At 42.9% G+C, this 20,787-nt stretch carries 22 protein-coding genes; 11 read left to right on the top strand and 11 right to left on the bottom strand.

The window, feature by feature from the left end; translation table 11 throughout:
- The first annotated feature begins 6 nt into the window (after positions 1–6).
- Positions 7–342 carry a hypothetical protein gene (locus tag IKL48_03910; GenBank protein MBR3603811.1) on the top strand — a complete coding sequence of 112 codons (336 nt, stop codon included), beginning with the start codon at positions 7–9 and terminating at the stop codon, positions 340–342.
- A gap of 32 nt (positions 343–374) precedes the next feature.
- On the opposite strand, the gene murD is transcribed toward IKL48_03910, so the two are convergent.
- Positions 375–1,748, bottom strand: a complete 1,374-nt coding sequence (gene murD / locus IKL48_03905; protein MBR3603810.1) for a UDP-N-acetylmuramoyl-L-alanine--D-glutamate ligase — start codon at positions 1,746–1,748, stop codon at positions 375–377.
- On the bottom strand, positions 1,741–3,192 hold the full coding sequence (locus IKL48_03900) for a UDP-N-acetylmuramoyl-L-alanyl-D-glutamate--2,6-diaminopimelate ligase (GenBank protein ID MBR3603809.1): 1,452 nt from the start codon (positions 3,190–3,192) through the stop codon (positions 1,741–1,743). Before IKL48_03900 ends, murD begins: the two co-directional genes overlap by 8 nt.
- Positions 3,193–3,342: 150 nt before the next feature.
- On the opposite strand from IKL48_03900, the gene pheS reads away from it, so the two are divergent.
- Genes pheS through IKL48_03860 form a run of 8 tightly spaced genes read left to right on the top strand, consistent with a single transcriptional unit; the run spans position 3,343 to position 10,793 of the window.
- Complete coding sequence (gene pheS / locus IKL48_03895; protein ID MBR3603808.1) at positions 3,343–4,389, top strand: phenylalanine--tRNA ligase subunit alpha; 1,047 nt, start codon at positions 3,343–3,345, stop codon at positions 4,387–4,389.
- A 9-nt stretch (positions 4,390–4,398) separates the two neighbouring features.
- Positions 4,399–6,783 carry a phenylalanine--tRNA ligase subunit beta gene (locus IKL48_03890; protein MBR3603807.1) on the top strand — a complete coding sequence of 795 codons (2,385 nt, stop codon included), beginning with the start codon at positions 4,399–4,401 and terminating at the stop codon, positions 6,781–6,783.
- Positions 6,784–6,785: 2 nt separating this feature from the next.
- Complete coding sequence (locus IKL48_03885; GenBank protein MBR3603806.1) at positions 6,786–7,046, top strand: hypothetical protein; 261 nt, start codon at positions 6,786–6,788, stop codon at positions 7,044–7,046.
- A gap of 8 nt (positions 7,047–7,054) precedes the next feature.
- On the top strand, positions 7,055–7,351 hold the full coding sequence (locus IKL48_03880; protein ID MBR3603805.1) for a hypothetical protein: 297 nt from the start codon (positions 7,055–7,057) through the stop codon (positions 7,349–7,351).
- Positions 7,352–7,353: 2 nt separating this feature from the next.
- Complete coding sequence (locus tag IKL48_03875; protein ID MBR3603804.1) at positions 7,354–8,604, top strand: replication-associated recombination protein A; 1,251 nt, start codon at positions 7,354–7,356, stop codon at positions 8,602–8,604.
- Positions 8,604–9,809 (top strand): exodeoxyribonuclease VII large subunit, encoded by a 1,206-nt coding sequence (gene xseA, locus IKL48_03870; GenBank protein ID MBR3603803.1) that lies wholly within the window; start codon positions 8,604–8,606, stop codon positions 9,807–9,809. The genes IKL48_03875 and xseA overlap by 1 nt, the downstream gene beginning before the upstream one ends.
- On the top strand, positions 9,806–10,042 hold the full coding sequence (xseB, locus tag IKL48_03865; protein MBR3603802.1) for an exodeoxyribonuclease VII small subunit: 237 nt from the start codon (positions 9,806–9,808) through the stop codon (positions 10,040–10,042). Before xseA ends, xseB begins: the two co-directional genes overlap by 4 nt.
- Positions 10,032–10,793: a TlyA family RNA methyltransferase gene (locus tag IKL48_03860; GenBank protein ID MBR3603801.1), complete on the top strand. Its 762-nt coding sequence runs from the start codon at positions 10,032–10,034 to the stop codon at positions 10,791–10,793. The genes xseB and IKL48_03860 overlap by 11 nt, the downstream gene beginning before the upstream one ends.
- A 48-nt stretch (positions 10,794–10,841) precedes the next feature.
- Here the strand turns inward: IKL48_03860 and IKL48_03855 are convergent, their stop codons facing one another.
- The 5 genes from IKL48_03855 to IKL48_03835 form a co-directional block, all read right to left on the bottom strand.
- Positions 10,842–11,405, bottom strand: a complete 564-nt coding sequence (locus IKL48_03855) for an aminoacyl-tRNA hydrolase (protein ID MBR3603800.1) — start codon at positions 11,403–11,405, stop codon at positions 10,842–10,844.
- A 1-nt stretch (position 11,406) separates the two neighbouring features.
- Positions 11,407–12,057, bottom strand: coding sequence for a 50S ribosomal protein L25 (locus IKL48_03850; protein MBR3603799.1), 651 nt, complete (start codon positions 12,055–12,057; stop codon positions 11,407–11,409).
- Positions 12,058–12,087: 30 nt separating this feature from the next.
- The gene (locus IKL48_03845) at positions 12,088–13,032 is read right to left on the bottom strand and encodes a ribose-phosphate pyrophosphokinase (GenBank protein ID MBR3603798.1); all 945 of its coding nucleotides are present in this window, start codon (positions 13,030–13,032) and stop codon (positions 12,088–12,090) included.
- Positions 13,025–14,428 carry a bifunctional UDP-N-acetylglucosamine diphosphorylase/glucosamine-1-phosphate N-acetyltransferase GlmU gene (glmU, locus tag IKL48_03840; GenBank protein MBR3603797.1) on the bottom strand — a complete coding sequence of 468 codons (1,404 nt, stop codon included), beginning with the start codon at positions 14,426–14,428 and terminating at the stop codon, positions 13,025–13,027. Before glmU ends, IKL48_03845 begins: the two co-directional genes overlap by 8 nt.
- Positions 14,429–14,592: 164 nt before the next feature.
- Complete coding sequence (locus IKL48_03835; GenBank protein MBR3603796.1) at positions 14,593–15,111, bottom strand: prepilin-type N-terminal cleavage/methylation domain-containing protein; 519 nt, start codon at positions 15,109–15,111, stop codon at positions 14,593–14,595.
- Positions 15,112–15,288: 177 nt separating this feature from the next.
- On the opposite strand from IKL48_03835, the gene IKL48_03830 reads away from it, so the two are divergent.
- Together IKL48_03830 and IKL48_03825 are read left to right on the top strand one after the other, a co-directional pair.
- Positions 15,289–15,918, top strand: coding sequence for an MgtC/SapB family protein (locus tag IKL48_03830; GenBank protein ID MBR3603795.1), 630 nt, complete (start codon positions 15,289–15,291; stop codon positions 15,916–15,918).
- A gap of 1 nt (position 15,919) precedes the next feature.
- Complete coding sequence (locus IKL48_03825) at positions 15,920–17,038, top strand: DegT/DnrJ/EryC1/StrS family aminotransferase (protein MBR3603794.1); 1,119 nt, start codon at positions 15,920–15,922, stop codon at positions 17,036–17,038.
- 35 nt (positions 17,039–17,073) lie between these two features.
- On the opposite strand, the gene atpC is transcribed toward IKL48_03825, so the two are convergent.
- The 4 genes from atpC to rfaD are packed head-to-tail and all read right to left on the bottom strand — an operon-like array spanning position 17,074 to position 20,778.
- Positions 17,074–17,487 (bottom strand): ATP synthase F1 subunit epsilon, encoded by a 414-nt coding sequence (atpC, locus tag IKL48_03820; GenBank protein MBR3603793.1) that lies wholly within the window; start codon positions 17,485–17,487, stop codon positions 17,074–17,076.
- Between the two features lie 2 nt (positions 17,488–17,489).
- Entirely contained in the window at positions 17,490–18,914 is a 1,425-nt protein-coding gene (gene atpD / locus IKL48_03815) for a F0F1 ATP synthase subunit beta (protein ID MBR3603792.1), read from the bottom strand.
- A 19-nt stretch (positions 18,915–18,933) separates the two neighbouring features.
- A complete protein-coding gene (atpG, locus tag IKL48_03810; GenBank protein ID MBR3603791.1) occupies positions 18,934–19,839 on the bottom strand; it encodes an ATP synthase F1 subunit gamma in 906 nt (301 codons plus the stop codon).
- A 9-nt stretch (positions 19,840–19,848) separates the two neighbouring features.
- The gene (rfaD, locus tag IKL48_03805; protein ID MBR3603790.1) at positions 19,849–20,778 is read right to left on the bottom strand and encodes an ADP-glyceromanno-heptose 6-epimerase; all 930 of its coding nucleotides are present in this window, start codon (positions 20,776–20,778) and stop codon (positions 19,849–19,851) included.
- Between the last annotated feature and the right edge of the window lie 9 nt (positions 20,779–20,787).

Below are 20,787 nucleotides of genomic sequence, written 5' to 3'. Positions count from 1 at the left end.
AAAACTATGAAAAAAATCTATGCAGTTGCAGCAGTATCTTTACTCTGTGCTTGTGCTACGGGAAATCTGAAAATGAACTATACAGTAGATGAAAAAATTTGGACACAAGACCCTATGAATATGTGCGCCAGCCTTATTGAGCAAAACAAAAAAGATTTAGCTCAAATTGAAAAAACCTACGGCAAGACTACGGCCCAAGAGGCTGCCGCTTTGTACCAAGAATTGGACTTGCAAAGCAATGCTGTTTGCCGCAGCCGCATCGCGGGTCAAATGCAAGTAGAACGTTTAAAAGAACTCCGCAGCGAATATCAAGAAAAAATTAACCTCTTATTAACCAAATAGATCATGAAAAAGCCGCCCGAAGGGGCGGCTTTTTAACGATCTTTTTTAATCTTTTCTCGCACCACTTGCTTAAACTCATTTCCCCGTTCTTCATAGTCTCTAAACTGATCAAAAGATGCACATGCCGGCGAAAGCAACACAACATCTCCTTTTTGGGCATGAGCAAAAGCATATTCCACCGCTTCTGATAACTGATAGCAACGCACAACAGGAAAAGAGTTTTTTAAGTCTTGCTCTATTTTATCCATACAAGAACCAATGCTTAATATACAACGGCAATAGTCTTGCAAATACGGAAGCAATATTTGATAGGAAGATCCTTTATCTTGTCCTCCCAGAATCAACCAAATATTCTTGGCCTTGTCAAAGGATTGAAGCGCAATAATTGTAGAATCTAAATTTGTTGCTTTAGAATCATTAATATAAGAAACCCCTTTATGTTTGGCCACCAACTCAATACGGTGTTCTATCGCTTCAAACCGGTCAAAGACCCTTTGTATAATTTCCGCCGGCACACCCACCGCCAATGCAGCTAGTGCCGCCGCCATAGCATTTTCAATATTATGAATCCCTTGAAGTTTGGGAGGGAGCAAACGATGCCCTGCGCTAAAAATAATTTCGTCTCCGTCAAAAAACACATCTGTTTTTAACGGATGATTGGGAAAAGCAGAAAAAGCAAACAATGTTCCTTTTATTTTTCCTACCAAACCGTCACAACCTTTATCCCCTCCGTTTAATACCACAAAATCATTGCTTCGTTGGTTTTTAAACAATCGGGCTTTGGCTTTGACATACTTCTCCATTCCGCCATGATGATCTAAATGATCCGGCGTAATATTTAACAAGCAGGCCACTTTCGGGCGGAAAAAACGACTGTCTTCCAATTGATAACTAGATACTTCCAATACCAAAAAATCATACGGATAAAGTTTCTCTACTATGGCGGAAACGGGGGAGCCAATGTTTCCTGCTACAAAAACATTTCTTTTAGGGAAAAGTTGATCCCCATATTCTTTTAATATTTCCCCCAACAAACTGGTAGTGGTCGTTTTTCCGTTTGTTCCGCTTACCGCCAATACACAAATATTTTTAGGCGCAAAAGCCAAAGCCACCTCTAACTCGGAAAATATAGGGATTTTGCGTTTCTTGGCTTCTTGAAGCACTTTGCTCTGTGGCAAAATGCCGGGACTTTTTACGATAAAACCACACTGAAAAACTTTTTCACTATGGCCACCTGTTTCCACTTCTACGGCTTTAGGAAAAGAAGGCACATGGGAAGGGGTTTTTCCTTCGCTTAAGAGTACGGAAAATCCTTTTCGCGCCAACAGTTCTGCCGCCGCCTTACCACTGCGCCCTAACCCTAACACACAGGCTTTTTTTCCTTTAAAATTTTCCGGTTTAAACATGTCTTCCTCTGATCGCCTCTCTCACCGTTTCTTGATCAGAAAACGGCAAGACCGTATGGCCTATTTTTTGGGTTTGTTCGTGTCCTTTCCCAGCGATAATAACAATATCATTTTCTTGGGCCATCGAAATGGCTTTAAAAATGGCTTTTCGGCGGTCCGGCTCTATTTCGAAATTATCAAAGCCATTCATGCCTTTTTTGATATCGGCAAAAATTTGTTGAGGATCTTCGGTGCGAGGATTGTCGTTGGTTAAAAAGACAAAATCGCTATTTGTACACGCGGTCCGCCCCATAAGAGGGCGTTTGCTGCGGTCTCTGTCACCACCGCAACCAAACACCGTAATAATGCGGCCCTTTTTAAAATTTTCCACTGTCTTGTAGGCCCGTTGCAAAGATTCATCCGTATAAGCAAAATCTACAAACACAAAATAGTTTTGTCCTTCGTCTATACGTTCCATTCTGCCCGGAATCCCCTTTAATAAAGATAGTCCTTCCAAAGCGGTTTTTTCATCAATTCCATTAGCCACACAAATACATAAAGCGGCTAAAGCATTGTACACATTATGTTTACCCAACAAATTGATTTTTCCATTTAAACCTTTTACTTTAAATTTCGTACAAGAAAGACTTTCTTCTATATTTGTGGCTTGATAATCGGCTTGGTTATCCAAAGCATAAGAAATGATGCGTACTTTACCTCTCAACAAATCACAAAGTTGACGTCCGTAAGGATCGTCTGTATTAATAATAGCCGTTTTCGGATTTTTTTGGTTTTCGGAGGAAAGAAGTTCCTCAAACAATTTTTTCTTCGCCGAAAAATAGTTTTCAAACGTAAGATGAAAGTCTAAATGGTCTCGCTGTAAATTGGTAAAGACGGCATTATCAAAATGAATGTGCCGCACGCGCTCTTGCTCTAAAGAATGAGAAGACACTTCCATCACCAGCACATCTGTTTGTGCGTTTTTCATTTGATGTAAAAGTTTAAAAAGAGGCAAAGCCAACGGGGTGGTGTTGGGGGCTTGAGCCATTACTTGCCCATTAATGCGATAGTTGACAGTCCCCAGCACAGACACCTTCTTCCGACCATGTGCCAAAGCCGCTTCGGCCAAATAAGAAATACTGGTTTTTCCTTTGGTACCCGTAATGCCGGTAATGCGCAAAAGATCAGAGGGTTTGCCGTAAAATTCATAAGCAGCATCGGCCATATCCTGATCAATGTTTTGAGAAAGAAAAAACGGCACTTGGTAATCTTGGGTGGCAGGTTGCGCCGAAACAATCAAAACCGCGCCTTTTTTAATAGCATCTTCAATATAGGCATTTCCGTCGTGATGAACCCCTTTTAACGCAAAAAAAACAAATCCTGCTTTTACTTCGGCAGAATTGTATGTCAGCCCCGATAAGCAGAGGCCTTTTTCACGCGCAAAAAGAAGTACTTTGGAAATCATAGATATATCTTATCAAATTGACAAGATATGCGGAAAAATTGTTTGTCCCAAAACAGAACCTCCACTAAAAACCGTTATCTCAAAAATCTAATATATTTCCTTAACTTTTCACCACCAATCCCCTAATAATAAAGTAAAATATAAATACTTATGACCTTACAAGAATTTCAAAACATGTGCTCTGCTTTAGAGCAGGAATATATTGCTAAAATTTCCGCTGCGGCGGATTTAGCCACCGTAGAAGAACTACGCGTTGCGGCACTCGGGCGCAAAGGCGCTTTGACCGAACTGTTAAAAAATCTAAAAGATTTTTCCATCGAAGAAAAAAAGACCGCCGGCCCTTTAGGAAACGCCTTAAAAGCCACCCTCACGCAGGCTCTGGAAAACAAAACGTCTGACTTGGCTGCCAAAGCCCTAAATGAAGAACTCAACCGCGTAGAATTGGACCTCACTTTACCGGCACGTCCTGTGGCGTGCGGAAGCAGACACCCTCTTTCCATCGCTCAGAAACGCATGACGGATATTTTATCCAAATTAGGTTTCACATGGGCAGAGGGGCCTTGGGTAGAAGATGAAAAGCATAATTTTGATATGCTTAACATTCCCAAACATCACCCTGCGCGTGACGCACAAGACACCTTCTTTGCCGAAACAGGCTCTCCCCTTTCTTTAGTTTTACGCACACACACCTCCAATGTGCAAAGCCGCTTTATGGAGAAACACCACCCCCCCATTCGCATTATGGCACCGGGCCGCGTGTTCCGCAATGACAGTTTAGATGCCACCCACAGCCCTGTCTTTCATCAAATTGAGGGATTATACGTGGACAAAAATGTCAGCATGGCTGATTTGAAAAGAGATTTGACCGCCTTTATGAAAGGCCTGTTAGGAGACAAAACGGAAATCCGTTTCCGCCCGTCCTTCTTCCCGTTTACCGAGCCCAGCGCCGAAGTAGATGTAAAATGTGTATTCTGTGGCGGTAAAGGCTGCAATATCTGCAAAGGCACGGGCTGGATAGAAATGTTAGGCTCCGGCGTAGTCAATCCGCAAGTACTTAAAAACTGCGGCATCGACCCCGAAGTATACAGCGGTTATGCCTTCGGTATGGGTGTGGAACGGTTGGCCATGATGATGATGAACATCAACGACATCCGTACCTTCTACGAAAATGACTTGCGCATTTTAAATCAATTTTAAGGAAGAATTATGAAGATATTATACAGTTGGTTAAAGGATTTTATCGATTTAGACCTCTCTGCCGAAGAACTGGCCCAAAAGTTTACAGAATTGGGCATTGAAGTGGCCTCTGTAGAGAAAAAAGGAGCCGATTTTGAAGGGGTAAATGTGGCACAAATCACCCACATCGAAGATCACCCCAATTCCGACCACTTGCATTTGGTAGACTTGGACCTCGGCGAAGGAAAAACCCAACGCGTCGTGTGCGGTGCACCGAATGTGGCCGTCGGGCAAAAAGTACCTTTGGCCCGCGTAGGCGCCAGATTGGGCAAATTTGTTTTGACTCCGGCCAAAATTCGCGGTGTAGCCAGTGAGGGCATGATTTGCTCCTCCGACGAACTCGGGCTGACCAATACTCGGGCGCGTGGCATTTTGGTATTAGACGAAAATATTGCTTTAGGCACCGATGTTCGCTCTCTGTACGGAAAAGCCGATGCTTTATTTGATTTGGAAATCACTTCCAACCGTCCGGATTTATTATCCCATCTAGGGGTGGCGCGCGAACTTTCCGCTCTGCTTAACTTGCCTGTAAAAATGCCTGCCGTTTCAGGGATAGTGGGCGAAGGAGAAAGCCTAAAAGTAGACGTGCGCGATAACGCCGCCTGCCCGCGCTATAGCGGCCGTTTAATACGTGGCGTTAAAAATGCAGAATCTCCGGAATTTATCAAAGAACGTTTAAGTGCGATGGGTTTAAACCCCAAAAATGCTTTGGTAGACATTACCAATTATGTCATGTTTGAATTGGGCCAACCCATGCATGCTTTTGACAGAAATGAAATTGAAGGAGACACCATTGTTGTCAGACGCGCTGAAAAAGATGAAAAATTTACTTTGTTAGATGAACGGGAATTGGTATTAGACGAAAATGCCCTTATGATCGGTGATGAGAAAAAGGCTACGGCCTTAGCCGGTATCATGGGAGGAAAAAACTCCGGCATTCAAGAAAACACGACTGATATTTTTATCGAATCAGCTTATTTTGATGCTCCGATTACCAACAAAACCTCTAAAAAATACGGTGTTTCCAGCGATTCTTCCCAACGTTTTGAACGCGGAGCCGATATTGGCATGACGGTTCTTGCTTTGCAACGTGCGACAGATTTATTCTTACAAGCCTGTGGTGGCACCGCTAGCCAGATTTGTGATGTCTATCCGCAAACCTATGCCAATCCTGTTGTTAAATTTACGCCGGCACAAATCAATGGCATTTTGGGCACCGATATTGAAGAAGAAAAATTGAAAGACATCTTTTCACGTTTGGCCTTGCATTTTGATGCTTCGGCAGAAGAATGGTCTTTCCAAGCACCCACTCATCGTCGTGATTTAAACCATCGTTGGGATTTGGCTGAAGAAGCGGCCCGTTTTGCCGGTTTTGATTGTATCCCTACGGGGGCTTCTCGCGCTTTTGTCAGTTTTACCGACAATCCAAAAGGGGTAGATTTATTAGAACTTTTCTCCGACAAATTAGCCTCTTTGGGATTTTTTGAATGTAAAAATATTGATTTCTTGGGTGAAAAGGAATTGCACACCTTCGGATTTGAAACCAAAACTGCCGTAAAAATCAAAAATGCTATGGCCAAAGGGTGGGATTTCTTACGTCCGACTTTATTGCCGGCTTTGCTTAAAAATGTAGAGTTTAATGAACGACGCGGCAATCATGATTTGGCTTTGTTTGAGGCTACCCGCACTTTCACCTTAACCAAAGGTTTCCCTACAGAAACCTATACCGTAGCCGGTGTATTATGTGGGCAATTAACAGCCCAACCGTTCTTTCAGGGAAAAGAGACAAAACCGGATTTCTTCTTTCTGAAAGGGGTCTTGAGCCATTTACTAAATGGTTTTGAAAATGTTTCTTTTGTACCGGCAACCAAAGCCCCTGTCTACATGCATCCTAAAATTTGCATGGACATAATGGCTAACGGTAAAAAAATAGGTTCTTTCGGTGCTATCCATCCGCTCACTTTAAAAGAAAGCGGCATTAAATCTAGCGAAGTATGGGCTTTTGAGTTTGCAATCAAACAATTAGAGAAATCCTTCTCTGCTCAAAACTTCCAACCGGTTAAAGAAATTGCTCCTTTCCCGCCGTCTTTGCGCGATTTATCTGTCGTATTGGATAAAACGGTTTGCTATGCTCAAATCAAAGAAGTCCTGCAAAAAGTACAGTTGCCGGTAAGTTTACACTTTGATTTAATTGACCTTTATGAAGGGGAACACGTTCCTCAAGGCAAAAAGAGTGTCACCTTTACCTTGTCTTTTTCTGCACCGGACCGTACATTAAAAGATCAAGAAACAGACCAAGCCTTTCAGACTTTGGTAGAAGCCTTGCGTAATAACTTGGGAGCAGAACTCAGATAAATATGCAAGAAAAACTCAAGCAGTTGGAACTTTTGGTATCGCAAGCCGCTTCCCGCCTGCAAAACTTGCAGAGCGAAGCGGCATCCTTGCGACAAAAAGTGAGATTGCAAGAGGATACGATTGCCCGCTTAAAAGAAAGCGAGGCGGAACTCAAGTTTTTGCGTGAATGGAAAAAAAATACCGTCAGCGCGCTTAGAAAACTAGAAACGCGCATTGACAAAGAAATTGCCCGCGCGCAAGAAGATGAAAAAAATCTGTTATAGGATAAACTATGGCCAAAAATACCGTCACCGTAGAAATCAAAAAAATACCCGTTGATGTGGAAATTGAGGAGCTTGGCTATGTGGAAATTGCAGATTTAGCCGCCCAAGTGGAAAAAGAGATGCTCCGAGTGCAAGAAGATGAAGAAGTCATTGACACACTTAAACAAGCACTGGCAGCGGCTCTGCATTTTGCCGCAAAATCCTATTTGAAAGATTTAAAAGACGGCGGAAAAATAAAAGAAGACGCCAGCAGATTAGACCAACTGATTACAAAACTTCAAAATACTTTGCAGGCTGATAAATAAATATGACGCAAGATGAATTTATGCCTTTGGCCGCCAGACAGGCCCCTAAAAAGATAGAGGACTTTGCCGGACAGCCTCATTTGTTGGGTGAGGGGAAAATGCTGCGCCGTCTTTTGGAAACGGACACGTTAAAGTCTGCCGTTTTCTTTGGTCCTCCGGGTTGTGGCAAAACCGCCACTGCGCGTTTTGTAGCCAGCCGCACACAGGCTCATACGGTGGAATTAAATGCCGCCGCTGCCGGTGTGGCAGATTTAAAAAAAGTATTGGCAGAAGCCAAAGAACGTGCCCGTACTCCTACCTTTGAGGAACGCCGAACTTTGCTTATTTTAGATGAAATTCATCATTTTAACAAAACTCAGCAAGACGTACTTTTGCCTAGTGTAGAACGCGGAGATATCATCTTAATCGGCATCACTACCGAAAACCCTTATTTTTACATCAATAATGCCTTGCTCTCCCGTTTTTCCGTATTTGAATTTAAACCGTTGGCAGACAAGGATTTACAAAAAATTTTAGACCGCGCCGCAGAAAAAGAAAAACTGCATTTAACTCAAGATGCGGCCGATTATTTTATTACACAGGCTAACGGGGACGGAAGAAAAATATTAAATGCTTTAGAAATCGCTTCTTTAACGACTGACCCCGACCCAACCGGTGTTAAACAAATTGATTTGGATACTGCCAAAGAATGTATCCAAAAACGGCATTTAAACTATGATAAAAAAGGAGACGAACATTACGACGTTATCTCCGCCTTTATCAAATCTATGCGCGGTTCGGACCCGGACGCCACCGTTTATTGGTTGGCGCGTATGCTGGAAAGTGGAGAAGACCCACGCTTTATTGCGCGTCGCATTTTGATTTGTGCCAGCGAAGATGTAGGGCTGGCAGAACCGGCAGCATTAATGATTGCCCAAGCGGCTTTTAAATCCGCCGAAGTATTGGGTATGCCGGAGGTCCGCATTCCTTTGGCACATGCGGCTATTTATGTGGCTTGTGCGCCTAAAAGCAATTCTGCATATTTGGCCATCAATGCCGCTTTGCAGGAAGTAAGAGAAGGCAAACTACGTCGCGTGCCGGACCATCTGCGCTCCGGCATGAAAAATATGGGTTATAAATACGCTCACGATTATCCCAACCATTATGTGAAGCAATCCTATATGCCTGACCCCATACAATTCTTTCACCCCACCACTCAAGGGAAAGAGTCCTCTTTGGCGGAGAGATTGAAAAAAATCAAAGGGGAGAAATAATGCACGCAGAATCTCCTTTCAGAGGACAAGTTTTCTCTGTCACCGCGATCACCCTTGCCATTAAGCAAATGATGGAAGGTGTTTTTCGAGGTGTTTTTGTGGAAGGAGAAATCAGTGGATTGCGCCAAGCCTCCAGCGGACACATTTATTTTGATTTAAAAGACCGCGATGCTTTGTTGGCAGCGGTAATGTTTAAATGGGACGCACGCAAAAGTTTGGCAGAGTTGCAAGACGGTTTACAAGTGCGTGTATTTGGGGATTTATCTTGTTATGCCAAACAAGGCAAATATCAAATCGTCTGCAAAAGTGTGGAAACCTTACACAAAGGAAATTTATTTTTAGAATTTGAAAAATTAAAAAAGAAATTGGAAAAAGAAGGGCTCTTTGACGAAAGAAATAAAAAGCCGATACCTTCTTTTCCGCGTAGAATTGGGGTAGTCACTTCTGCAACGGGAGCCGCTATTCGGGATATTTTATCTGTTTTAAGACGCCGAAGCCCCAATGTAGAAGTGATTTTGGCACCCGCTTTGGTACAGGGAGAAGGCGCCGCCGAACAAATTGCCCAAGCCATTGCAGACTTAAACCAACTAACCCCTAAACCGGATGTGCTTTTGGTTGGGCGCGGTGGCGGCAGTATGGAGGATTTGTGGGCTTTTAATGAAGAACCCGTAGCACGCGCTATTTTCGCAAGCAAAATACCCGTTATTTCTTGTGTCGGGCATGAAATTGATTTCACCATTGCGGATTTTGTGGCAGACTTAAGAGCCCCCACTCCTTCGGCAGCAGCAGAATTGGTAGTGCAAAATGCCGAAGGGGTATCTGCTCATATTTCTCAACTGCAAAAAAGGTTGCTGCAGTCCGTCAGTTTATTTTATGAAAGAGCCAAAGCGCGGGTGGAGCTGGCCATTAATAGCCGCGTTTTTAAAGATCCCACTCTTTTAACCCAAGAAAAAGAACAAAGACTAGATGATTTAACTCTTTCTTTGGAAAATGCTTTAGAAAAACAGTTGGCGCAAACAGAAAGCCGATTAGAACTTTTGAGCCAAAAACTACAGGCTTTAAGTCCCTTTTCCGTATTAGGCAGAGGATATAGCATTACCAGAAATTCTGAGGGAAAAATTATTTCCCATGTAAACCAGATCCAAGAACAAGAACTGATTTTTGTGCAAGTAAAAGACGGCATGATTCGTGCGGAGGTAAAATGAAAAACAGTTTTGAAGACAAATTAAACAGATTAGAAGAAATTGTGGCTCTACTGGAAGAAGAACAAACCGATTTGGATGCTTCCGTTAAACTCTTTGAAGAAGGGATTGCTCTTTCTAAAGAAATGAGTGCCAAACTGCAAGAAGTAAAATTTAAGGTGAACGCTCTTAAAAAGAAAGGGGCCGAACTTTTGACCGAACCTTTTGAAGAAAAGGAAGAAAACGATGGCGAATAAAAAATTACGTTTAGATATGGCTTTGGTAGAGCAGGGGTTTTTCCCCAGTCGCACACGTGCACAAGCCTCCATTATGGCCGGTGAAGTATTGGTTAACGGGCAAGAAGACACCCGCGCCGACCGCACTATTATGCCGGAAGACATTATTTCCTTAAAAGAAAAATCCTGTCCCTATGTGTCTCGCGGAGGGTTAAAACTGGCGGGAGCCTTAAAAGAGTGGAATATTGATATTAAAGATAAAGTCTGCGTAGATATCGGAGTTGCAACGGGCGGATTTAGCGATTGTATGATTCAGGCCGGAGCCAAAGAAGTGTATGGGGTAGACGTAGGCAAAGGCCAATTGGCCGATGAAATGCGCCGATATAAAAACTTCTATTTTCGCCCCGAAACCAATGCACGCTACATGACGCCGGATTTATTTGAAAACGCTCCGGAATTTGCTGCCGTAGATGTCTCTTTCATTTCGTTGACCATGATTATGGAACCTTTATTTAAAGTAATGGCTCCAAGAGCGGAAGTTGTTTTTTTAATTAAACCTCAGTTTGAATTAACCCCTAAACAAGTACCGCACGGCATTGTAAAAACGGAGGAAAACCGCCAACTTGCCATTGAACGCGTACAAAAATTCTTTGAAGAAAACTTACAAGAAAAATACGGTGCTAGCAGTGGATCTTTGATAGAAAGCCCTATCAAAGGAACTCATGGGAATATAGAATATTTGTGGCACGTAAAAATAAATAAACCCGCTTAAAAAGCGGGTTTATTTTGATAAAAAGAGTTTGCTCAAACAAAAATTCTTTTAATTGAACTTATTCATTGCTCGCTCCAGCCCTTCCTTTAAATAAACCTCTAAGGCTTCTGCTGCACGTGCTACCGCACGTTCTAAAACGGGTGTTTCTTCTCTGGTAAATTTAGCAAGTACAAAGTTGGCTGCGTCAAACTTTTCGGGCTTAGGGCCAATACCTACGCGCAAGCGGGCTATTTTGTCACTACCTAAAAGTTCAATGATATTTTTCATGCCTTTTTGACCGCCGGCAGAACCGGAGGGTCTTAAGCGCAAGTCTCCCAATTTTAAAGACATATCGTCAAAACAAACAAGGATATTAACGGTAGGAATTTTGTAGAATCGGGCCAGACTAGACACCATCTGACCCGATAAATTCATATAAGTCATCGGCTTTACGACAAACACTTCTTTGCCGTTTACCGATAATTTGACATACTCTCCCAATTTTTGCCAGGGCTGGAAGGAAGCACCATACGTGTTGACAAAAGCATCTGCCACCATAAACCCGGCATTATGACGGGTTTTTTCATACTGTGCGCCCGGATTACCCAGCCCGGCAATGAGAAAGCGATCCAATTTATTTGCCTTTGGTTAAATTGCCATCGGCATCTTTTTTGCCTTTGGTGGAGGAGCTTTCCGGCTGAGCAGCGGCATCAGTGGCGGAAGCAGCTTCTTCTTTCGGCAAGGCCAAGTGTACCACCGGAGCTTGTGCATCGGTAATAAGTTCTACACCTTTGGGCAATTTGATATCGCCGGCGGAAATACCGCTGGTGATAGTGACGCCGGTAATATCGACTTCAATTTCGTGCGGGATGTTGCTCACCAAAGCGCGCACTTCGATTTCGCGCAAGATGTGTTCCACCATAGCACCATGGGTTTTAACGTCGGCAGATTCGCCCACCAATTTAACGGGGACTACTACGTCCATCGTATCTTTCAAAGACACGCGTTGAAAGTCAACGTGAATCGGCAAGTCCGTCACCACATGGTATTGGATTTCTTTGACTAAAGCTTGTTCTTTGCCTTCGGGGAGGTTGATTTCCACGATATTGTTTTTGCCCGCTTTTACGATTTTGTCCAAATCTTTCATGGTAATCGTGATGCTTACGGGATCTTTATGTCCGCCATAGAGAACGGCCGGTACTTTCTTTTCAGCACGAATTTTGCTGAGTTCGCCTTTTACACCTTCACCGGTTCTAAGGGTGGCGGTAATGTTGAGTTCTTCCATTGTACTTACACTCCTTAATGTATTGAAAAACTAATTAAACATATCGCTGATAGAGCGACCGTCGTGATTACGTCTGATAGCATCTGCCAAAATATAGGATACCGAAAGCATATCCACTTTTGGTCCTAAATCTCTTTCAGGCAGAGAATCCGTAATGATTAGTTTTTTAATAGCTGATTTATTAATTTTGTCGATGGCATTGCGAGACAATAACCCATGAGAACAAGCCGCATATACTTCCCGCGCACCTTGCTCTTTGATTTTGGCGGCAACCGTAGTTAATGTGCCAGCCGTATCTACAATGTCATCAAAAATGATAGCCACTTTATCTTTTACATCACCGATTACGTTATATACCACTGCCTCATTGGCTTTTGGGCGGCGTTTATCGATGATAACCAACCCCGCATCCATACGCGCGGCAAATTTGCGGGCGCGTTCCACGCCACCCACGTCGGGAGAAATGACCACTAAATCTTTACGGTCAAAATCTTTAAAATAATCTAAAAATACGCTTCTGGCGCGCAAATGATCCACCGGAATATCAAAGAAGCCCTGAATTTGGCCGGCATGCAAATCCAACGTCATAATGCGGTCGGCTCCGGCTTTGGTAATCAAGTTGCTGGCCAGTTTGGCTGTAATAGGCACACGAGCGGCGGCTTTACGGTCGGCACGAGCATAACCAAAATAAGGAATCACCACCGTAATTTTGCCAGCACTGGCACGCTTAAAGGCATCTACCATAATCAAAAGTTCCATCAAATTTTCATTAACAGGAGGGCAGGTGCTTTGAATCAAATAACAATCATGGGCGCGCACAGACTCTAAAATCTGTACGTCAATTTCGCCGTCAGCAAAACGTTCTACACGGATTTTGCCCAAATCCATACCCAAGTGGGCGGCAATTTTTTGGGCTAAAGCCGGATTGGCATTGCCGGAAAAAATACGTAAATCTCCGTTTACGGTTTTAGTCATGTTTTTTTATACCTTTATTTTCTAATACAACCTGACGTGCACGCGCAATGGCCAAAGAGCCTTCCGGCACTTCTTTGGTGATTGTGGAGCCCGCGCCTATTTTACTGTAGGCTTTTACCTCTACAGGCGCTACAAAATTTACGTTAGAGCCCACAAAACTGTGGTCTCCGATAACGGTGCGATGTTTCTTTTCACCGTCATAATTGCAAGTAATGGTACCGGCGCCAATGTTAACTCCGGCCCCCATATCCGTATCACCGATATAGGTCAGGTGATTTACTTTAGATCCTTCTCCGATGACGGAATTTTTAATCTCGCAAAAGTTCCCCACTTTGGCTTTCTTTTTCAGAGTAGATTTTGGACGCAAATGAGCATAAGGACCCACTTCGCAATGATCCTCAATCACACTGTTTTCGATATAACTGCCCATTTTGATAAAAACATTATCTCCGATCACAGAGTCTGTAATAAAGACACTGCCGTCCAAACGGCAATTTTTACCGATAACGGTTTTGCCTTTTAAATAACAACCGGGGCAAATAATCGTATCTTCGCCTACTTGCACTTCTTCATCAATATATACTTCTTTCGGGCGGACTAAACGAACTCCGTTATCCATCAATTTATCGGCAATACGGGCTCTCATTAAATCTTCAGCCAATGCCAATTCTTGGCGACTATTAACACCTAAGGCCTGCTGATAATCTGCCGTATTGAAAACTAAGACGTTTTCCTGAAAATCTTTGATAATGGCCAAAGTATCTGTTAAATAAAACTCTTGTTTCGGGCCTTGCGGTTTCAAAAGAGCCAAAGCCGATATCAAATCTTTGGCATTAAAAACATACATGCCGCCGTTTACTTCGGTTATTTGGCGCGTTTTGTTGTCCGTTTCGCTTTCTTCCACAATACAGTCAAAGGCTCCGCTTTTTTGACGTAAGATACGGCCATACCCCTTCGGGTTAGGCACAGTCACTCCCAATACCATAGCGGCGGCTTTTTCCGTTTCGCAAATGCTGAACATTTGTTGCAAAGTTTCGGGGCGTATCATCGGTGCATCACCGTTTAATACCATTACGCTTTCAAATTTTTCAATCAAAGGCAAAGCAGCGCGTACGGCACCGGCAGAACCGTTAAGTTCTTTTTGCTCAGCAAATACAACAGGAGCCTTTATTCCCCACGTTTGTAAATTTTCGGTAATAGTTTGCATCAACAGTTGCGCTTCGTGTCCGACAATAACGCAAATCGCGCCCGGATTTAAACTCTGGGCTGCACGCAAACTGTGCGCAATCATAGGAATCCCACACACGCGGTGCAGGGGTTTAGGAAGGGAAGACTTCATTCTGGTGCCTTTGCCGGCGGCCAAAATGAGTACACAAAGATTTTTTTGGGCTACCATTTTGTTTAACTCTTGCCTAAAAAGATCTAATTTGTCTCAAACAAATTATTATAAATATTATACCAAAAATAAGCGCTGTGCGCTAGGATTGGCATAACGCCTGCTCTAGGCCCAAGCATTACTTATATCATAGCAATTTTGAAGCAAAAAACGCAGTGCACTTCTTAACAACAACCACAAGTACCTTCATCTTCAATATTCAACAGTTTCCAAATATCAAAAGGGGCTTCCGGCGATCCACAACCACTATATCCCCCAGAAAAATGCCCGTCTTCATGGATGCAAACACAAGCATCATATTTTTTGTAAAGGGCTTGTGCCATTATTTTTCCCGAGTCAAGAGAAGTACCGTTTCCAAGATCAAAAGAAAACCATTTTGTTTCTCTACGATGAGGCTGATCTTCCACCGGTTTTCCAATTGCTATGTCTAAATTTTCCGCTACATTGCAGATTTGTCCAGTACAACATAAATCATCCACACTTTCTCCTGTGCTAAGCATACATACTTTTTCGGCATCTGCAATGGCTTTCAAACCGATAAAAGCCTCTGTAAAGTGGCTTTTAGTGACTGCTTTTTGATACTGAGGCAATGCCACCGCCGCCAAAATGCCGATAATCAACACTACCACCAGCAGTTCTATCAGCGTAAAACCGCTTGTATTTCTTTTAGATAAATTTTTCATCTAAAATCTCCTTCTTGTTAATTTTTCTTATAAAAACAATTTAACAAAAAAAAAAAATAAGTCAAGGATTTTCACTTTTTTAAACTAATCTTATTTTCTGCTGGAAAAAAACACAAAGAATCATTAGAATATATATAGACTTCATCAAAATTTTCAGCAAAAGGATCGGGTGCTCTTATGGAAGAAATCATCGTGAAAGTTTTGCTTGCTTTAGTTTTGGGCGGTGTGATGGGTTTGGAACGCCAATATAATGACAAACCCGCCGGATATGCCACCAACGCTATTATCTGCGTAGGGGCGGCATTATTTACCATTCTGTCATTAAAAATGGGAGAAATGGGTGGAGATCCCGGACGTATCGCAGCACAAATTGTATCCGGTGTAGGCTTTTTAGGGGCAGGGGCTATTTTGCGCGAAGGAAATAAAGTTTCCGGCTTAACGACTGCTGCCGCTGTGTGGTTGGTGGCCGCTATCGGCATGGCGGTAGGTTATGGGCAATATGTGTTGGCTTCCGGTGCGTGTGCGCTGATTCTGCTGATGCAATTGGGTGTGCGCCGAACATTAGGGCTTGTGGAAAAATTGCGCCGCTATGATACTTTTTTTCTTACCTGTCAGCCTCAGTGGACCGTAATCGATAAAATCCGCCAAACCATTGAATCTCAAAACGTAAAAATTTTAAAGCAAGAAGTATCCAAACACGAAGGGCATTTCCACGTCACTATCGTGGGTACTTTTACCGGACATGAGTTTCAAAAATTAACCAAAGAACTCTTAGAAATGCCCGAAGTGTATAGCCTGTATAAATAATATGTCAATACTCACTGTTCCCTTTTTTGACCTTCAACGTCAACATGACTCTTTGCGTACGGAACTCAACGCCGCTGCCTTAGATGCGCTGAATTCCATGAAGTGGTTATTGGGCCCGCAAACAGAAAATTTTGAAAAGGAAATGGCCGATTTGCTGGGAGTAAAACATTGCATTTCTTGCTCATCGGGAGCCGGCGCCATTCAACTGTCCTTATTAGCCGCCGGTATACAAGAAACAGACGAAGTCATCACCACGCCTTTTACTTTTATTGCCACCACGTCCTCTATTTCTTTAACGGGGGCCAAATTCGTATTTGCCGATATTGACCCGAAAACATATAATCTCTGTCCACACGATATTGCGCGAAAAATTACTTCCAAAACAAAAGCCATTTTACCCGTTCATTTATACGGTGCTCCTGCCGATATGAGGGGTATTATGGCATTGGCCAAAGAACATGGTTTAAAAGTGATAGAAGATTGCGCGCAGTCTCTTTTGGCAACTTCTCAAGGATGCAAAACAGGGACATTCGGTCATGCGGGTGCCTTTAGTTTTTATCCCAGCAAAAATTTGGGTGCATGCGGAGATGCCGGAGCCATTATCACTAATGACGATGATATTGCCAACCGTTGCCGCAGTTTAAGGCACTCCGGCCGCAATAAAGACAAAGAATATGAGCATGACTTAGAGGGTTCTACTTTGCGCATGGACGAAGTGCAAGCCGCCATTTTACGGGTAAAATTAAAACATCTGCCGCAATGGACAGCCTCTCGGCAAAAAATAGCCTCTTGGTATGAGCAAGGTTTGCAAGGATTACCGCTTACTTTGCCCACTACGGTTTACCCGGAAGATACGCATACATATTGCGTTTATACGATTGCCACCGAACGGCGGGACTCTTTGCAATTGTTTCTAAAAGAAAAAGGTGTTTCTACAAGGATTTATTACCCTGTTGCTCTTTATCGTCAACCGGCCTACAAACATTTCCACTATCAAAAGACCGATTTCCCTTCTACGGAAAAAGCCTGTCAAGAAGTCCTTTCTTTGCCGATGTTTCCGGAATTAACCGAACAAGAAGTGTCTTATGTTTGTGATTGTATACGAAGTTTTTACCAATAAAAAACACCCCGTTTTAGCGGGGTGTTTTTTGAAAATTATCCTAAACGATGCTTCTTGACTTTCATACGCGTAAGCGCTTGTTTAATTTCTATTTCCGCTAGTTCAAAATCAATGTCGGCATCTTTTTTAGATAAAGATTCTTTGGCACGTTTAATTTTTTGCTTTTCTTCTTCTTCGTCTATTTCTCCGGCAAGACCTGCACTCTCGGCAAACACGTTCACGCTATCCTGCAAAATTTCCGCAAAGCCGCCCAATACGGCAAATTCTTCTTCCTTGCCGTCCTGCTTATAGCGCAATGAGCCAAACCCCAACTGCACCATCATCGGGATATGGCCCGGCATGACACCCAATTCTCCTAAAAAAGCAGGCAGCACAACACTCTGCACTTCCAATTCTTTGAGCAGTTGCTTTTGCGGAGTAATTAAGTTTAGTTTAAGCGTTTTAGGCATAATTATTCAGCGTCTTTTTCTTTAATTTTTTCGTAGTTGGCAAGCACATCTTCAATCCCGCCGCACATAAAGAAACAAGATTCAGGAATATGGTCATAATCCCCATTAACGATTCCCTTAAAAGATTGAATCGTATCGGCCCGTTTCACGTATTTTCCCGGACGACCGGTAAACTGCTCGCCCACTGCAAACGGTTGGGAAAGGAACTTTTGGATTTTACGGGCACGGTTAACGGTATTTTTATCTTCATCGGAAAGTTCATCCATACCCAAAATGGCGATAATATCTTGCAAATCTTTGTATTTTTGCAAAATACGGCGTACGTCTTGGGCTACTTTGTAGTGTTCTTCCCCGATGATGCGCGGGTCCAAAATGCGAGAGGTAGAATCCAACGGATCTACTGCCGGATAAATACCCAAACTGGCTAAATTACGAGACAAAACCGTCGTTGCGTCCAAATGGGCAAAGGTAGCCGCTACACCGGGGTCTGTTAAGTCGTCTGCCGGCACATAAACGGCCTGAATGGAAGTAATGGCTCCTTTTTTAGTAGAAGTAATGCGTTCTTGCAAGTTGCCGATTTCGGTGTTTAACGTAGGCTGATAACCTACCGCCGAAGGCATACGACCCAAGAGAGCGGATACTTCTGAATTGGCTAACACAAAACGGAAAATATTATCCAAGAAAAGCAATACGTCTTGGCCTTTTTCATCGCGGAAATATTCTGCCTGCGTCAAAGCGGTTAATGCCACTTTGGCACGCGCACCCGGTGGTTCGTTCATCTGGCCATATACCAACACCGTTTTATCAAGTACTGTGCTACCGTCTTTAAGTTTGGTGTCTTGTAATTCTAACCACAAATCGTTGCCTTCGCGGCTTCTTTCGCCCACGCCACCAAAAACGGAACTGCCGTGATGCTCACGAGCCACGTTGTTGATAAGTTCCATAATTAGTACGGTCTTACCGACGCCGGCACCACCGAACAGACCTACTTTTCCGCCTTTCATATACGGGGCAATTAAATCCACTACTTTGATACCGGTTTCAAACAGTTCCGGAGTCGGGTTTTGATCTTGCAGGGAAGGGGGATCTCTATGAATGGGCATTTTGGCAGCGCCTTCAATCGGGCCGCGATGGTCTTGCGCTTGGCCCAGCACGTTCATCAAACGTCCCAAGCAGGCTTCTCCAACGGGTACTTTTAAAGCAGCTCCCGTATCGCGCGCTTCGGCACCGCGTTGCAAACCGTCCGTACTTTCCAGAGCGACACAACGCACAATACCGTCACCCATTTGTTGGGCTACTTCAGCCAGAATCACTTTATCTGCTGAAAGTTGGATTTCAATAGCATTTTCAATAGCGGGTAAATGGGCTTGGTCAAATTGAATATCAATAGCAGCACCAATTACCTGACTTACTTTTCCCATATTCATAGTTTTTCCCCTACGTATATTAACCGTTTAGAGCTTCTGCCCCGTTTACAATATCTAAAATTTCATTGGTAATACCAGACTGGCGCACCTTGTTTAATTTTACGCCTAAAGCCTCTGCCAATTCTCCTGCATTTTTGCTGGCGGCGTCCATTGCATTCATAGTGGCGGCTAAATTGGCAGCCTGACTTTCTAACAAAACCCGAAACATATTGGCTTTTATTAAACGAGGCACTAAAATTTTAAAAATTTCTTTCATGCCCGGCTCAAATAAAAATTCCCGTCCGTCAGTCTCTTTTACTTCCGCGTCTAATGAAAAAGGCAAAATTTTATATTGCGCCAAACGCTGGCTGCCCATCGATTTAAAATCATTATATAACAGCGTAATGGACGAAAGATTCTTTTCAAAATATTCTTTCATCACAGCTTCTCCCAAAAGGACAGCATGAACATACTCCACCTTTGGAAAAATGCCAACACTATCATACACAATATGAATGTTTTTATGACGGAAACGATTGATAAAGTCTTTTCCTTTCTTACCGATACAGAACACATAAATTTCTTTATCTTGGTTTTCTTTTAGAAAAGCAACGGCTGCACGCAAAATAATGGCATTAAAAGAACCGCACAACCCTTTATCGCCCGTAATAACAATTAAACCGACTTTATTGCAATCTCCCGTTTTATTGATAAATAACCGAGAGGCCCAACTTTCTTGCCCGTCCACTTCTTGCGGCAACGCCAAAACTTCTTGCTTTAAGTCCGCCACCATTTCCAACATTTTCTTAGCAAACGGACGAGCATTCTCCATGCTTTCCTGTGCTTTGCGAATGCGCGCACTGGAAATCATTTTCATCGTCTGCATGATTTGTTGCGTAGAGCGAATGGCTTTGATGTTTTGGCGTATATCGCGCAAAGATTCCATAAAAGTTCCTTATTTGTTTTTGCCTTCTAAAATGCTTACGTAATCGGCAATGGCGGTCTCTAAGGTAAAGTCCGGCGTATAACCCGTTTTTTCTTTGGCAAGACTCATGTCGGCTTCGGTCTTGTTTTGGAAGAACGGATACGGATTGTCTATATATTCCGGTTCTAAATTAGTACCTAATTCATGGTTTAAGCATTTGATAATGTCATTATAACTGCGAGCAATGCCGGTGGCGGCATTCAACACACAGGTTTCTTTACCATTATGCAAAGCACACAAATTGGCCTTTACAATGTCTTTTACATATACAAAATCACGCAATTGTTCCCCGTGTTTAAATACACGCGGGCGTTGACCGGCTTTCATTTGTTTATACAACTGATAAATCATGCTGGCCATTTTGCCTTTATATTCTTCGCCGGGACCAAAAACGTTAAAATAGCGTAAACCGATAATTTTCATATCCTGATGCTCGCGAGAAAATTTATAAGCCAAATTATCATCAATTACTTTAGAAAAACCGTAAACATTTTCCGGATGAGTAGGCTGGCTTTCTTTCATCGGTACGGCACCGTTTCCGTAAGTAGCGGCAGAAGAAGCGTAAATTACTTTCGGAATTTCGTTTTCAGCAGCATAGTTAAGCAAATTACGGAAAGCTTCCACATTTTGTTCCATCATGTGCTTTTGGTCCATGACAGTGGTGTCAGTAATAGCGGCTTCGTGAAAAATAGCATCAAAATAGTCGTTTTCCGGCAAATATTCAAACAAATCGGCTGCAATAACATCCCCTTTAAAACCGATTAAATTTTTGAAATGACCGTTTTTAGTAAAATCATCAATTACCGTCACTTCATGACCTTGTGCTTCCAAAGTTTTAGCAATATTGCTTCCGATAAATCCTGCACCGCCGGTCACTAAATATTTTTTCTTGCTTTCCATAAAAGTCTC

This window comes from Elusimicrobiaceae bacterium (genome assembly GCA_017520185.1).
In the GTDB taxonomy this organism is placed as follows: Bacteria; Elusimicrobiota; Elusimicrobia; order Elusimicrobiales; family Elusimicrobiaceae; genus Avelusimicrobium.
This window is presented reverse-complemented; position numbering and strand designations above follow the sequence as displayed.